The organism is Winogradskyella sp. ABM4_392 (assembly GCF_056160445.1).
Window position 1 is genome coordinate 207697 of record NZ_JBSWXE010000004.1, and the last position, 15916, is coordinate 223612.

General features: G+C 34.0%; 9 protein-coding genes. 5 read left to right on the forward strand and 4 right to left on the reverse strand.

Features of this window, described 5'->3' with window-relative positions; all coding sequences use genetic code 11:
* Positions 1–8 precede the first annotated feature (8 nt).
* The 4 genes from ACXAFS_RS11545 to ACXAFS_RS11560 form a co-directional block, all read right to left on the reverse strand.
* Positions 9–1058: a nucleoid-associated protein gene (locus ACXAFS_RS11545; protein ID WP_475307103.1), complete on the reverse strand. Its 1050-nt coding sequence runs from the start codon at positions 1056–1058 to the stop codon at positions 9–11.
* A 120-nt stretch (positions 1059–1178) separates the two neighbouring features.
* Positions 1179–2717, reverse strand: coding sequence for an OmpA family protein (locus ACXAFS_RS11550; protein ID WP_475307105.1), 1539 nt, complete (start codon positions 2715–2717; stop codon positions 1179–1181).
* An 81-nt stretch (positions 2718–2798) separates the two neighbouring features.
* Positions 2799–5162 (reverse strand): ribonuclease HII, encoded by a 2364-nt coding sequence (locus tag ACXAFS_RS11555; RefSeq protein WP_475307106.1) that lies wholly within the window; start codon positions 5160–5162, stop codon positions 2799–2801.
* 30 nt (positions 5163–5192) lie between these two features.
* Positions 5193–5795, reverse strand: coding sequence for a ribonuclease HII (locus ACXAFS_RS11560; RefSeq protein ID WP_475307107.1), 603 nt, complete (start codon positions 5793–5795; stop codon positions 5193–5195).
* Positions 5796–6009: 214 nt separating this feature from the next.
* Here ACXAFS_RS11560 and ACXAFS_RS11565 point away from each other — a divergent pair, with 214 nt between their 5' ends.
* The 5 genes from ACXAFS_RS11565 to ACXAFS_RS11585 all read left to right on the forward strand — a co-directional run bounded on the left by ACXAFS_RS11565 (position 6010) and on the right by ACXAFS_RS11585 (position 15750).
* Positions 6010–9306, forward strand: a complete 3297-nt coding sequence (locus ACXAFS_RS11565; protein WP_475307109.1) for a SusC/RagA family TonB-linked outer membrane protein — start codon at positions 6010–6012, stop codon at positions 9304–9306.
* Positions 9307–9317: 11 nt separating this feature from the next.
* Positions 9318–10811, forward strand: a complete 1494-nt coding sequence (locus ACXAFS_RS11570; protein WP_475307110.1) for a RagB/SusD family nutrient uptake outer membrane protein — start codon at positions 9318–9320, stop codon at positions 10809–10811.
* A gap of 13 nt (positions 10812–10824) precedes the next feature.
* Positions 10825–11553: a hypothetical protein gene (locus ACXAFS_RS11575; RefSeq protein WP_475307111.1), complete on the forward strand. Its 729-nt coding sequence runs from the start codon at positions 10825–10827 to the stop codon at positions 11551–11553.
* 107 nt (positions 11554–11660) lie between these two features.
* On the forward strand, positions 11661–13658 hold the full coding sequence (locus ACXAFS_RS11580) for a S8 family serine peptidase (RefSeq protein WP_475307113.1): 1998 nt from the start codon (positions 11661–11663) through the stop codon (positions 13656–13658).
* Positions 13659–13785: 127 nt separating this feature from the next.
* Positions 13786–15750, forward strand: coding sequence for a putative porin (locus ACXAFS_RS11585; protein ID WP_475307114.1), 1965 nt, complete (start codon positions 13786–13788; stop codon positions 15748–15750).
* The last annotated feature ends 166 nt before the right edge of the window (positions 15751–15916 follow it).

The following is a 15916-nucleotide window of genomic DNA, read 5'->3' on the forward strand; positions in this document are numbered from 1 at the left end:
AAATCAATCTAAGCCTCTTCATTAAAAAACACTTTATAATAGTGCATTTTCTTCTCTTCGTCGTAACCACGTTCTAGGTATTCAGCAGAAGCATCTGGTGCATCAACATCGAGCTTTATTTGTATGTTGGTGTCTAGTTTTATTTCGGGTTTTATCTTTTGTTTCTGTTTTTTTAAGACACGTTCAGAGACATCAAACTGGTTTCTAATCAGCACGTTGTTTTCGGCCTCGTAGGTTTTTTTATAGTCTTCAAAAAGTTGTATTTGGTCTTCTTCCTCAAATACTTCTTCTTTAAAGTTTTCAATGTTTACAATTTCATTTTCTTTAAAAAAGTCTACTGTTTTTGCTAAGAAATTACTTTGCTCTTGTCCACCAAAATTGGGTTGTAAAACTTCTTTAGAGAACTCTCTACAAAGCTCTATGCAATTCTTGGTGTGTTGGTTGCTGTCGTCAGGATACTTAATGTTTAGGAAGCTTTTAATCCAGTATTGCGTATCGTAGGTGTTGTTGTCTACACTAAATACTATTTTACCTTCCATGTCTGAAGTGTTCAGAATCAGACACCCTTTATCTACTTTCTTGGCTTGTATGCCTTTTTGAACCAAAATGTCGTAGTTACCAGACTCTAAATAGGTCTGAAAAAACTCGGTTTTGTTTTCAATTTTATAAATACCAATAGCATCTACAAAAAAGTCTTCGTACTGTATATTTTCAAAATGACAAACCAATACATCTCCTGTTTTTATTTGGGCTGAATTACTTTGTTCATAAAGATGTGTGACGATGTGTTTAGACGTTTCTACAAAATCAGCTTCTTCTTTAAAAAGTTGATCAGAATAGGTGTTGATTTCATTAAGCCCAACATTGCTATGATGATGAAAACGATAACTCTCTGCAACACTTACAAAGGGTTTTAGTAAGTAAGGTAGCATAAGGTTATAAGTGGCTTCGTCAAAATGCACAGCAGCATCTGAAAACGCGTTTTTAGTATCATTAAACTTATTGCCAACCTTGTGAATAATACATTGTTTTATTGAGGCTTTTTGTCGTTTTATCATCAGTAAATAAATAAGAAAATAAGTGTTTGCAATACTACAAAAGGTATGGCTTAAAACTAAAGAAAACGCCAAAATAAATTTGGCGTTTTCAGACTCAGGGACTTTGAGATTTGGTTACCGTTATATTTTTACAAACTCTACACGTCTGTTTTGTGCTTTTCCATCTGCAGTACCATTATCTGCAACAGGTTCTGTTTCTCCTTTGCCTTCGGTTGTAAGTCGATCTGCCGAAATGTTGTAGATATTAACCAAAGCCGTTTTTACAGCTTCGGCTCTGTCTTTAGAAAGCTTAAGATTAGAGTCGTCAGGACCATCAGAATCTGTATGCCCAACAATATTGAGTTTAATACTGTCATCTTGCATTAACACTTGCGAGATTTGGCGTACAATACCTAATGATTGCGGTTGTATGTTGGCAGAGCCAGAATCGAACAAAATACCATTGGTAGAAATCTTGCCTTCAGACATTAGTTTGCGTCTTAAGTCAACACCACCTTCGGCAACTTTAATATTTTTTATAAAAACGCGTTCTTCACCATCCTTTAGTCCATACACATGAAATTTTAAATAATTAAGCACGTTAAGCTCCTCTATAAATCTTGGAATATCTACATATTTAACTTCGTTAACCCAGAGTCTGTAACGTTTTTTTGTCACAGAAATAGCGATATGTGGTTGGTTTTTTACTTCATCTCTTATATCAGCAGTTAGACCAGAGTTAATCATGCCAGCTTTGCCATTGAAATAATTATAAGTATCTATGTTGAAAGGAGCATACTGACCCAACGGAAGTGAAACAGATGCATAGTGGGTTTCTCCGTTTGTAAATGCATTAGCATCGCTCAATATTACATGAAGTCTTGCGCCAGAGGACGTTTTATTGCTAACGCCAGATGTGAGTAAATCGAATTCTATAGTGTAGTCTTCTGGTAGTTGACTAAGATCTGGTATGGCGTATAGTCTGTAACCTGCTTTTAGCTCAAACCAATTACCTTCTACCTTATTGAATTTTACGATATTACCAGAGCCGTTCGTGTTCCACTTACTTGGTAAATCTCCAATAAAATCATTTGAAAAATCATCAAAAAACAGAAGTTTGTCACCAGGAACAAAATCGTATTTACTATACACTTCTAAACCATCAGAAACATTTGATGGTGTCTCTTCAATAGCATCATTTGTGTTACCAGAATCACTATTGGTTTTATCTTCTGGTTTGTCATTAGATTCTTTGGTATCCTCTTCATCCTCAGTTTCACGCTCACGCTGTCCCAGAAGAAGTTCTTTAGCTGTTTTTATGCTGTATTTTAAGGCTTTCTTTGCCTTGTTCATTTGCAAGGTGGCTTTTCCTTGCTTTAAAACACCAACTCCATCTAAGTCGTTTATAATGTCTGGTGCACTATCGCTAAGCGAAGACATTTCTTCTAACGCTTCTTCTAGCACATCAATATCATCATCCTCTAAAGATTGACCAGAAGCAGCATAGCCATCATATTTATATACTTTATCGTACAAATCGAAAGATTCTTGAACAAAATTGTCTACACTAGCAACTCCAACTCTGCTTTTGGGACGTTTAATTTTTTTTGTTTGGGCATTAAGGGCAGGAGTAATAAAGAGGATTATACAAAACGCGAGGGAAATTTTTGTAAAATTCATTTTAAGTAATTGATTAATAGCGGACTAAAAATAAGAATAACTATTGATACTTAAAAATGAAAATGAAAAATGGTTAATAAATTAGTGTAGTTTGTAAACAACTATTGTTTTATCATCTGCCTGAGTTATTAATTCCAAGCCTTTGTTTTTGTCTAGTTTCTGTAATTCTGCAGCAGAAGTTCCAAAAACAGGGAAATTTGGAATTGATTTTGCTTGGCTATCAAATAAATAAACCTTTTTAGACTGTAAGTCTGTTGTTGTAATATAAATTTTATCGTTTAAGTAAAAAATTCTAGGTGCTGTGTATACACCATAGTCTAAATCTACACGTCGCGATTTTATAAAAAGTTTATTCTCATACATTGAGACCAACGTTTTGCTCGTCGTAGCTATATTGTGCTTGTCTGTTAAATTGAGATCTTTTCGGCTTATTTTTCCTCGAGTATCTACTTGTACGAGTTGACCTAGGGTGTTAGAAGCAGTAAACTTATTTTGGTATAAGGAGATTTCATTGTCTGAGAAACGAATATTGTCCTTAACATCAATTCTAACTTTACCTTGACGGTTTAGAATTTTTAGATTGTCTTCTGTAGAGAATACAATGTAATCCTTACTTCCGATTCTAAAATGTTTAGCCTGGGAGGTTATGTTTTTAGTGTTGTTTTTGTAAGCAAAGCCACTGACGGTTTTGCCTTTAGCTTCGTACATAAGAAGGTTTTTTCCTTGGGTAATTAGGAGTCTGTAGTTTTTTCTTTTGTCGTAATCAAAAATAGATAAGGGTTGTGTGATTTCGTCATTGAATTTTCTCGGGAAAGGAGACACATCATTGCCGTTTCTGTCTAAAACATATAGACGGTTAGATGTTGCAAAAGCTAATTGTAATCTTCCGTTTTTATAGGTATCTATTTGCTCTATTTTTCCAAGTATTTTTCCTTGAAGTTGTTTTTTCCAAAGTAAGCTACCAGAATTTGAAATTAGATACAATACATTGTTGGTATCTTGTACCGCAATATCATGTGTGTTGTCGATATAATTTTCTACAGTTTGAGGAGGTGATACAATTTGAGCATCGAGGGCTATTGTAAAAGTTTCTGTTACCGAATTTGAAGCTGCTTTCTTCTTGAATTCTTCTATTACACCATTCATATGCGCATAATTGTTTTCATAAACATACTGTACCACGTTGGCATGATAGTTTTTTGTGTTGATGCCTAAATGTTCAGAAAGTGCTTCGTTGTTTTTATAGATAAAGATTGAGGCATCATCACTTAAATTAGTGCTTATGTTTTTGTAAGCGTTAGAATTAGCAATGGTATTATTGTTTAATGCATCAGAAAGTAGTGATTTTAATGTTTCGATGGAATCTGAGAAAACAATATAATCCTCGTATTTAAAAAAGAAGTTAGCAGTTTCGTAACTAATAATTGGTTCTAATCTATTTTTGAAAAACTCAGTATCCCCAAATTCATAAATATCAATATCTCTGAAAGTTTCGGAAATTGATTTTTCTTCAATGGATTCAATCACAAGTTCTGTATCTAAGGAATGGAGGATAAGGGTGTTATCTGCTAATGCGATTTCGTTTGTAAAGTTTAAAAATGTTTTAGTGCTGTCTGGCACTACATTTTTGAACTTATTCAAATTATTACTAAAATTTGAATAGTCATCAAAGGTGATACTGAACAGTGATTTAGTGTTTGCTGATGCTATGTTCAGGCTATTTATGTTTTGAGGAACGGCATTTTTAAAGCAATCTATTAATTGTGATATAGAATCTGACGAGGTCACAATACCATTATAGTTTATGTTGTTGTCAGAAAAATTTAAATCAAGTAATGTAAAGCTGCTACTTGAATTTTTAATCGTTTCTGAAAATTGTAGTTTAGATAGATTTGCTGTATTTGTTTTATATAGCACTGAAGCAATAGTGCGATTGTCAGCAGTTTCAATTAAATCGACTAACTTTTGATTGCCTTCGTTTGGTTTTAAATTTTTCAAAACTCCTAAACTATTAGAAGCAGCAAAAACATTGTTTAGGGTTTTGTGATAAAATATAGTAGAGTCGATTTGAGTTTTTGCAATATTGATTTCTTTAAGGTTTTCTGAAATATGATTTGGTAAAGAATCAATCGTAAATACGGTGGAATCGTTCTTAGTTAAAACGAGATACTCTGTGTTGGTTTTGTTTAAGAATGCAACATATACTTTATCTATTGGATTCATGTTTTTAAGTACAGTAGAAGTCTCAGTTAACTCCTTATTATATATACCAGATAAAATTTTATGTTTTTTAGTACTATTTGTAAAATCATTGAGCTCATTAATGGAAATAACAACTTCGGTTTCTGAAGGGAGAAATTTATATGGAGATTTTGAAGAATTGTAGTCTTTTTGGCAAGACACTAAAACAGAAAGTAAAATCAATAGAAATCCAAAATGCTTCATATGTAAAGATATATTTACAAATATAAAAAGTTATAAATCTAAACGATATTGCTCTGGCAATAATCTGAACGATTTTCTATGATATTTAGTTACTCCATATTTTTCTATTGCAGCTCTATGCTCTTTTGTAGGGTAGCCTTTATTCTTTTTCCAATTATACATAGGGAATTCTTCATGAATTTTCTCCATATATAAATCTCTGTAAGTTTTTGCTAAAATTGATGCAGCAGCAATATTTAGATATTTGCTATCTCCTTTTATAATAGTTTGATATGGTATAGTATTATAGGGTTTAAACTTGTTTCCATCCACGATGATATAATTTGGTTCTATGTCAAGCTGTGATATGGAGCCATGCATAGCTTTTATAGATGCGTTTAATATATTGATTGTATCTATTTCATCTTCAAAAATGTGTTGTACGCCAAAAGACAAGGACTCTTGTTCTATCAGGGGTTTTAATAGTATTCTTTTTTTTTCCGAAAGTTGTTTAGAGTCATTTAGTATACTGTTATTGAAGGTTGAAGGTAGTATGACAGCCGCAGCAGTTACAGGACCAGCTAAACACCCTCTGCCTGCCTCGTCTGTGCCACATTCTAAATCAAAATTTGTGAATTGAGTTTTTAAGACCAAAATGTTAAAATTTGAACAAAGTTAAAATTTTAACGCAACCCTTTTACAGTTTTGGTATCTACGTAATGAGTTAAGCGTCAAAAACACTAATTAAATATTAGTTCATTTTTGTTGATGAAATCGCAAAACCATTAACATTTTTTTGGCAAAAACGCTTGTTTATTTAATATTTAATTAAGATGTTTGCAACTAGACTAACTCAAATAATTGTTTTATGAAATTAAAGTTAACATGGTTATTAACGCTTTTTATGGCGTTCGTGATGCAATTTTCTTTTGCACAAGAAAAAATGGTCACAGGTACAGTTACTACAGAATCGGATGGTTTACCCCTTCCGGGAGCTAGTGTAATTGTAAAGGGTACTACAAAAGGTGCTCAAACTGATTTTGATGGTAAATATACTATCGGAGTCAACTCAGGAGATGTTTTAGTAATATCTTACGTTGGTATGGAGCCTGTTGAAGTAACAGTGGGTGCATCTAATGTATATGATGTTGTTTTAAAAGAAGGTAACACTCTTGATGAAGTTGTTGTTGTTGGTTATAGCAAAACGACAAAAGAATCATTCACAGGTACAGCTGCAGTTGTAGACATGGAAGGTGTTGAAGACAAAGTTGTTTCTAACGTTACTCAAGCCTTAAGGGGTGAGGTAGCTGGTGTGAATGTTATTACAAGAAGTGGCGCTCCTGGTTCTACTGCAGAAGTTAGAATTAGAGGTTTTGGTTCTATCAATGGTAATACGCTTCCTCTTTACATAATAGATGGTGCTCCAGTTGATGGTAATGCTACAGGTGTATTACAGTCTATTAACCCTTCTGATATTGAGAATATGGTTGTGTTGAAAGACGCTGCTGCTACTTCTATCTACGGTTCTCGTGGTGCGAATGGTGTTGTATTAATCACCACAAAACAAGGTAAAGCAGGTGTTTCTCGTATTTCAGTGGATGTAACAACAAGTATTAATACATTATTTTTACCAGAATATGAAACTATTGATTCTCCAGAGGAGTATATGGAGATATCCTGGCAAGCTTTAAGAACGAAAGGAATCTTAACAGGTCAAGCTGATCCTGCTGCTTTTGCTAGTAACAATTTATATGGTACTGCAGAAGGTATTAATGAGCTTTATAACATATGGAATGTGCCAGGTAACCAATTAATAGACCCAACTACTGGGAAATTTAATCCAGGTGTTCAGCGTAGATTTACGCCAACTTCTTGGAGAGATGCTGCATTTGGTACTGGTGTAAGAACAGAGGCGAATTTACAATTCTCTGGAGGTAATGAAAAAACTAAATATGCTGTTTCTCTAGGTTATGTTGATGATGAAGGTTACTCTGTTAATTCAAACTATTCAAGATACACTACGAGATTAAATTTAGAGCATAAGCCAAAAGATTGGTTAACAATTGGTGGTAATATTGCTTGGGCTGGCGCACGTGCTACAAATTCAGGTACTCAAGGTAGTGCTGGTAGTTCTGCAAACCCTTTTGCTTTAGTTTATACTACACCAGCAATTTATGATGTGTTCTTAAGAGACTTGGATGGAAATTTAGTTCCAGATCCAATTTTTGGGGGTTCTCAGTATGATTTTGGTGCAGAAACAGGAAGACGTGCTTGGAATGCTACTAATGGTATTGCTTTAGCTAAGTACGATTTAACCCAATCAGACATCAACACTTTGTTAGGTAATTTTAATGTTGGTATAGATGTTACAGACTGGTTAGCATTTGAGATGCGTTATAGTGGTCAGTATGATTCAAGAATAAATACTAACAGAAATAATCAGTTCTATGGTGGTGCGGCTAATTCAGGAGGTAGTTTATTCTTAGATGATGATTTAAGAACAAACCAAAACTTTTTACAGTTATTACGTTTTACTAAGTCTTATGGTGATCATGATATAGAGTTATTTGTTGCTCATGAATCAACAGAAGATCGTTTTAGAACAATCACTGGTGCAGCTGAACGTGCAATTATCCCTGGTTCAAATGATTTAAATCAATATACAACTCCTTTGGGAAGAGCAGGTTCATTTAGATTAGGTTGGACTTTAGATAGTTATTTCTCTGGGCTAAATTATGATTATGCAGATAAGTATTTCTTAACAGCGTCTATAAGACGTGATGGTTCTTCACGTTTCTTACAGAACAAATGGGGTACGTTTGGGTCTGTAGGTTTAGGATGGATTGTTACAAAAGAGGATTTCATGGCTAACGTAGGTGCTTTAGACTTTTTAAAGTTAAAAGCTAGTTATGGTGTGATTGGTGATACAGGTACTGCTCTATTAAACGGTTTCCAAGTTTTTAATATTAACCAAGATCCTAACGGTAACATATCTTATACTATTTCCAGCGAGGCTGCAAATCCAAATTTGACTTGGGAAACTTCTAATGTAGCTCAGGTTGGTTTTGAAAGTACTTGGTTTGACGGTCGTCTAGGTGTAGATGTAGATTTCTACGATAGAAGAACAGTAGATTTAATTCAAATAGCTAACTTGGCACCTTCTTCTGGTCAAGAGACTATCCGTTATAACAGTGGTGAATTATTAAACCAAGGTTTAGAATTTAATATTAATGCTAAACTTGTTGAAAAAGATAATTTTAGACTATCATTAAATCTAAATGGAGAAACATTTAAGAATGAGGTATTAGAGATGCCTACTGACCCTTTCTCTGGTGAGAAAGCAATTTTTGATGATTTTAATAACATCGCAGAAGGTGTTTCTCAATATGATTGGTATATGAGAGAATGGGCAGGTGTTAATCCAGCTAATGGTGAGGCTTTGTGGTATATGTACTATGTTGATGAAAACAACAATGGTGTTTTCGATAATGGTGAGCTATCTTCTTTTAATGGTGGTTCCTTTGAGGTTGATGTAGATAATGATGGCATCAATGATAATGCTTCAGGTAATTTGTTTGAATATCAACAGTTGGTTCCTGGTGCAAATGTTAGAAGAACTACTACTAATAACTATGCTGATGCGACTCAAGTATTCACTGGTAAATCAGCTATTCCAGATGTGCGTGGTGGATTCAGAATTAACGCAGGGTTTAAGAATTTTGATATTTCTGCACAATTTAGTTACAGTCTTGGTGGATATGCATTTGATAGTGGTTATAGATTACTTGTTGATAATAATCTTATCGGTGCTGACAATTTTCATACTGATATTAGAGATGCATGGACAACTCCTGGTCAAGTTACTGATATACCAAGAACTTCAGCTAACTTTGGTAACGATGGACAGCAAAACAATACGTCTACACGTTTCCTTACAAAGTCAGACTTCTTCTCATTGAACAATGTAAACTTAAACTATAGATTGTCGCAATCTGTTGTTGAATCTATGGGGTTAGAGGCAGTAAGTTTTACTTTGTCTGGTGATAACTTAATGTTCTTAAGTAGCCGTAAAGGTTTAAACCCTAGTACAGCTATAGGTACAACTAATTCGGGTATTTACATGCCATTAACTACCTTTAGTTTAGGAGCGAAAGTTCAATTTTAAAAAAAAGCAATATGAAAAAAAATGTAATTTATTTATCAATAGTAGCAGTTCTAGCTCTATGCTTCAGCTGTGAAGAAGATTTTTTAGATCCAGAAAGAAATACCAATGTATTAACTGATGTTAGTATAACTGATGCGGCGGGTTTAAATCCAGATATTATTGAAGGAAACCTAACGGGTATCAGTGGATTCATGATTGAACCATTCGGAGTAACGGGTGGTAGACATTATGACATAGGTCAGAAAGGTGTGGATATTTGGACAGATATAGTTTGTGGTGATGCATCATTATCTGCCAGTGCATTTGGATGGTATAATGCATCAGCTAATCTTTTAACTACCACAGATTTTACTCGTGAAGAAAATGAAATCATTTGGAATTACTATTTCAGAATTATAAGTGTTGCTAACTCTGTAATTCAAACAGCAGGTGGTAATAATCCTGGGGATTTAGACGATAATACTCTAAGAGTTAATGCCCAAGCTAAAGCATATAGAGCTTATGCTTATTTTTATTTAGCTCAATTATATCAAACAGCTTATGACCCAGCTGAGCCTATTCTTCCTTTCTATAATATTGATGATATCAATACTGCTAAGGTTGAGGCTTCTCAAATCTATGATTTGATAGTTAGTGATTTAACTTTTGCTATTGATAACCTAGATGGTTATACTAGAACAGCTATTAGTGAGATAGACAAAACTGTAGCTCAAGGTTTATTAGCATATACTTATGCAGCTATGGGTGATTATACTAATGCTAAAACACAAGCCGATGCAGTAATATCTTCAGGTTATCCTCTAGCTACTGCTGGTGCACTAGCGTTCCCAGGAGCGGGATCAGGTTTTAATGATGTAAGTGCACCAAATTGGGTTTGGGGATTTGACATTACTGCTGATTTAGGTCACCAATTAATCAACTGGTGGGGACAAATGGATTACTTTACATATAGTTATGCATGGGCTGGAGATACTAAATCTATAGATGATTTACTATATAGCCAGATTCCAGCTAATGACATTAGAGCTACTCAATTTGGTACAGGTGCTCAAGCTTTACAGCCAATTAATAAGTTCTTTGATCCAGGTAGAACGCCAGGTGGACAATTTGCAATTACAACAGACTACATCTTTATGAGAGTCGAAGAATTTTATTTGCTAAGTGCCGAGGCAGCTGCAAAGACAGGAAATGAACCTGCTGCTAAAGCACGTTTACAAGAGCTATTGTCTATTCGATTAGGTAGTGCTGCTGCTGCAACGACTTATTTAGCGCCATTATCTGGGCCAGCATTAGTAGATGAAATATATTTCCAAACACGTGTTGAGATGTGGGGTGAAGGAAAGAGTTACTTCGCTATGAAACGTAATCAAGCAACTGTTACTCGTGGTACTAACCATGTGTTTAGAGCAGGTGAGTCATTTGTTTATGATTCTGATGAAATGTCTTTCCAGATACCTGAAACTGAGATTATAAACAATCCTAACATTTCATCTCAAAATAATTAAAATAATAAATCTTATGAAAAATTATAGATATTTTAAATCATTATTCAGCCTGGCTCTAGTAGTATTGTTGTTTACTGCCTGTGAGCAAGATTTAGAGTCACCTGTCTCAAACTTTGCAGGTTTTGAAATAGGAACTGCAGAGAGAGCAATTACAGTTCCTAAAGATGCATCAGAGTCATTTGATATAAAGGTATATGCCACAGAAACTACTTCGTCTGATAGAACATTTAATGTTGTAGTTGATATGGATGATACTTCTTTAGCATCACCATACACAGTACCATCAACGGTAACTATACCTGGTGGTTCTAATGAAGGTACTTTAACTTTTACTGTTACTGATAATGATAATCTAGGATTCGAAAAACAATTGTTAGTTTTTGGTATTGAAGGTTTTTCTGGAAATGAAGTTACTTATGCAGTTACTGAGCAATGTCTAGATACTGTAGTAACTTTCAATTTAGAGTTAGATACTTGGCCAGATGAAACTACATGGGAAATATATGACTTAAATGGTACTCCATCTGTTATCGCTTCTGGTGGACCGTATGTAAATCCAGATGATGACTTTGCTGTATTAGCTTTTGATTTTTGTTTAGCAGCTGGTAACTATGGTGTTGTTGTTTATGACTCTTACGGAGATGGAGGTCCTGTATTTAGCGTGACATCAGCAGGAGGAACTCTTGTTCCTGCTACAGCTGTAGGTGGTACTCAATCATCAGCAACTTTTACAATCAATTAGTAGTAAGTCAATCTAATTATATATTAAAGCCATCTTAATAGATGGCTTTTTTTTTTAAGTGATTTAAAATATCTTTATATTGCATAAAAATTAAAAATTTGATGAAAATGAAGAATTTATTACGTTTTGTTTTAATTGTTTTTAGTTGTTTGTCTTTTGGACAGGTTACAGATAGTAATCTATCTGAAGCAAATAGACTTCTATTAGCTCAGCTAAACGCACAAGAGAATGAGCGAATTAGTAGAGTACAAGACTTTTTACAAAGCCATCCAAATGTTAAAGCTACATTAATTAACGATGGTTTTACATTAATGCATATCCACGATGTTAGAAACGGAAAACCTATATATAGATCCACTGAAAACTTGGAAGCTGCACGTGCAACCAAAACTGCTGAGCTTTGGACAGGGGGGAGTTTAGGTCTTGACTTAGATGGCCTAGGTATGACTGTGGGTGTTTGGGATGGTGGACCAGCTGATGATGGTCATGTTGAATTTGAAAATGCAGCAGGTACTGATACTAGGATGGAGATTATAGATCCTGTTGTTGTTGACGGTGATACAGGCTTTAGCTCACACGGAACACATGTTGCAGGTACTATTTCTGCTAACGGAACTAACCCAAGTGCAAGGGGTATGGCTTCTAGAGTAAATGTTAAATCATTTAATTGGACTAATGACTCTGCAGAAATGACAACTGAAGCAGGTGACTTAGTCAGTCCTATGCTAGTTTCTAATCACTCTTATGGAGTGCCAATAGATCAAGGAAACGGTAATCAGTTAGATGCAGATTTCATAGGAGCTTATTCTTCAGGTGCAGTCACAGTTGATAACATAACAAGAAATAACCCTAAATATTTACCTGTAATGTCTGCTGGTAATTCTGGTAACGTTTCTTATCCTGGTGGAATGTTTCCTGGATTTGATAAGTTAACTGGCGACAAGAATGCAAAGAACAGTTTAATTGTTGCTAACGCCAATCCTATAGCATCAGAACAGCCAGCCTTCAGTGGAAACTATGAATTAACAAGTTTAGCTATAAACTCTGGTTCGAGTGAAGGTCCTACAGATGATCTTAGAATTAAACCAGATATAGCCGCTGATGGTACTAACTTATTATCTCCAACTCCAGGGAATGGTTATTCAACATTTTCAGGCACATCAATGTCATCACCAAATACGGCAGGCACGTTATTATTGTTGCAGCAGTATCATAACCAAATTTTCGGAGAATATATGAATTCTGCTACTTTAAAGGCTTTAGTTTGCCATACGGCCATTGACGAATTTGATGTTAACCCAGTAAATCCAAATCATACTATGGGTCCAGATCCTGTATTCGGTTGGGGTTTGTTGAACGCAAGAGCTTCAGCACAAACAATCGCTGCTGCCAATAGTTCACAAGCTGTCATTGATGAATTGAATTTGGCTGAAGGCGAAACTTATACCTTTACTTTTTCAGCTCAAGCAGGCGAAAAATTGTCTGCCACTATATGTTGGACAGACTTACCAGGACCACCTGCCAACGGTCCAGCTAATGACCCAACACCAAGATTGGTAAATGATTTAGATTTGAGAATATCTGACGGTACCACTACGTATTTACCATGGCGTTTAAATTTTGACCCAGTTAGCGGATATTCAACAACAAAAGCAGATAATTCAGTTGATAACATAGAAAGAGTTGATATAGAAGTCCCTACCAATGGTATGTACACATTAACTGTCTCCCACAAAGGTAGCATTCAAGGTGGTGGTGCAGGGCCATTTGATCCAGGGAACCAAGATTTTTCTCTAGTTATTACAGGTAATAATCTTGTGTTAAGCGTTGATGAAAATGATTTAGCAAGAAAATTAGCGGTTTACCCTAACCCATCTAATGGCGAGTTCACTCTTACATTTGAATCAAATCTAAATAGTATTGACAATAATGTAAAAGTAGAGGTGTATGATTTACAAGGTAGACTTGTTTACAATAATAAGTATACGAATTCGTCTTCAATTTTTAAAGAAACGATAACTTTAGAAAATGCAAAGGCAGGTGTATACATAGTAAATATATCAGAAGGAAATAGAACTACTTCTCATAAACTAGTAATTGAATAGCACTCCTTTTTTAAACAAGATAAAGACCAACGATTTAAGTTGGTCTTTTTTGTGTTAAGTAAATTGTAATTCTTCCCTCTAAAACAATAATTTATAATTTACTTTGTTTTAGATTATATTTAAATAGATGCAAATCAAATTATTTTTATTTTTCATTTTCTCTCTTGTCATTGCTAATGTAAATGCACAGGTAAAATTGAATAGCTTTAACTCTAGAAGTTCAAATGATAAAAATGATTCTACTGATATTAGGCTCTCAAGAGGTTTTAAAGACCTTGCTTCAATAGATATGTATTTGCAATACAACACCGAAGTAGATACCTCTATAGTTGACACCACTTTAACCATAAAAAAGGATTATAAATTTAATTATCTGCAGAAAGATAACTTTGGGTTAATGCCTTTCGCCAACATAGGCCAGACTTACAATTCTTTAAGTATTAATTCTATAAGTGATGAAACCAAACCCTTATTTGGCGCCAGAGCAAGACATTTCAACTATTTAGAAAGTGACGACACAAAGTATTACGAAGTACCAACACCATGGACAAGGCTGACATATAAGACAGCTTTTGAACAAGGACAGATGTTAGATGCTTTTTTTGCTGTAAATCTTTCGAGACAATTTAACTTTTCAATAGCATATAAAGGTTTAAGGTCATTAGGTAATTACCAAAACGCATTAACCAGCACAGGCAATTTTAGGGTTACTACTAATTATCATACAAAGAATAAGCGTTACAAGGCAATGGGACATATAGTAATGCAAGATTTCCTTAATCAAGAAAATGGTGGGATAAAGGATGAGGATTTGGAGAATTTCACATCTGGTGATGAAGAGTTTTTAGATAGGTCTGTATTTGATATGAATTTTGAAAACGCAGAAAGTATTTTAAAAGGAAAAAGATTTTTCTTAAATCATTCTTACGACATTGTAAATAAAAAAGACTCAATTAATAATAATAGACTAACGATTGTAAACGAGGTTTTCTTTGAAGATAAATATTTTCAATACTATCAAGATTCACCTTCAAGTGATTATTTTGGTGACTCTTTCACAAGTAGAATAAATGATAAAGTTACACTTGAAGACTTCAAAACAAAAGTACATGTTGAATTCATCAACAATATATTAGGAGAAATTAGATTTGGAATAAATTATACCAACATTAACTATGGGTACAATAGTATAGTTTTGTTTCCTGATGAGTTAATACCAAATAGAATAAAGACTGATTACTTGGGATTAGATGCATCGTATAACAAAACCATCAAGTCAATTCATTTACAGAGTAAAGCAAGTTTAAATCTGTCTGATGAGTTTGCAGGTAGTTATATTGACGCAGAACTTGGATTAAAACTTAATGATGACATTAATGTTTCTGGTGGGATTAATATTAGTTCTAAATTACCAAATTATAATTACTTATTATATCAAAGTGATTATACTAACTATAACTGGTATAATTTCAATCAATTTAATAACATCAATACTCAGCAGTTAAGGTTTAATATTAAGTCCCAAAAGTTTTTTAATGCATCTTTAGATATTTCAAACATTGAAAATTATACATATTTCAATTTAGATGAAATCAATGAAGATGGAGTAAGGGTTGTAAGTCCACAACAGTTTAATAGTTCATTACAATATTTAAGGTTAAAGGTCCAGAGAGAATTTAAAGTTGGTAACTTTGCTTTAGACAACACAATTATGTATCAGAATGTTTTAAGCGATGCAGAAGTGTTAAATGTACCAACACTAATTTCTAGAAATACGCTTTATTATTCTAACCATATTTTTAAGAAAGCCATGAAACTCCAAACAGGAGTAACAGTCAATTATTTTACAGAATATAATATGAATGGATACGATCCTGTATTGGCGGAATTCTATACTCAGAATTCAACTAAGATAGGGGGGTTTCCTAGACTAGACTTTTTTATTAATGCAAAAGTGAGACAAACTCGCATTTTCTTTAAAGCAGAACATTTCAATTCCTCATTTACAGGTTATGATTATTTCTCAGCTCCTAATCATCCTTATAGGGACTTTACCATTCGTTTTGGTTTGGTTTGGGACTTCTTCTTATAAAATTTTAGATTAATATTCAGATTAAATATGTGAATTTCAGTCTATTGGTTTTTCCTGTAAAAAATTAAATAAATAAAAGGTTAAAAAGTATTTGGTTGTAAGTAAAAGGGTTTTATATTTGCAGCCCCTAAACGGACACAATGCGACGAGTTTGGGTATGTTCATT

What these genes read in the sequence shown, in the direction of transcription:
- ACXAFS_RS11545 (WP_475307103.1), bottom strand. Translation starts at nt 1,058, where the DNA reads ATGATAAAACGACAAAAAGCCTCAATAAAACAATGTATTATTCACAAG.
- ACXAFS_RS11550 (WP_475307105.1), bottom strand. Translation starts at nt 2,717, where the DNA reads ATGAATTTTACAAAAATTTCCCTCGCGTTTTGTATAATCCTCTTTATT.
- ACXAFS_RS11555 (WP_475307106.1), bottom strand. Translation starts at nt 5,162, where the DNA reads ATGAAGCATTTTGGATTTCTATTGATTTTACTTTCTGTTTTAGTGTCT.
- ACXAFS_RS11565 (WP_475307109.1), top strand. Translation starts at nt 6,010, where the DNA reads ATGAAATTAAAGTTAACATGGTTATTAACGCTTTTTATGGCGTTCGTG.
- ACXAFS_RS11570 (WP_475307110.1), top strand. Translation starts at nt 9,318, where the DNA reads ATGAAAAAAAATGTAATTTATTTATCAATAGTAGCAGTTCTAGCTCTA.
- ACXAFS_RS11575 (WP_475307111.1), top strand. Translation starts at nt 10,825, where the DNA reads ATGAAAAATTATAGATATTTTAAATCATTATTCAGCCTGGCTCTAGTA.
- ACXAFS_RS11580 (WP_475307113.1), top strand. Translation starts at nt 11,661, where the DNA reads ATGAAGAATTTATTACGTTTTGTTTTAATTGTTTTTAGTTGTTTGTCT.
- ACXAFS_RS11585 (WP_475307114.1), top strand. Translation starts at nt 13,786, where the DNA reads ATGCAAATCAAATTATTTTTATTTTTCATTTTCTCTCTTGTCATTGCT.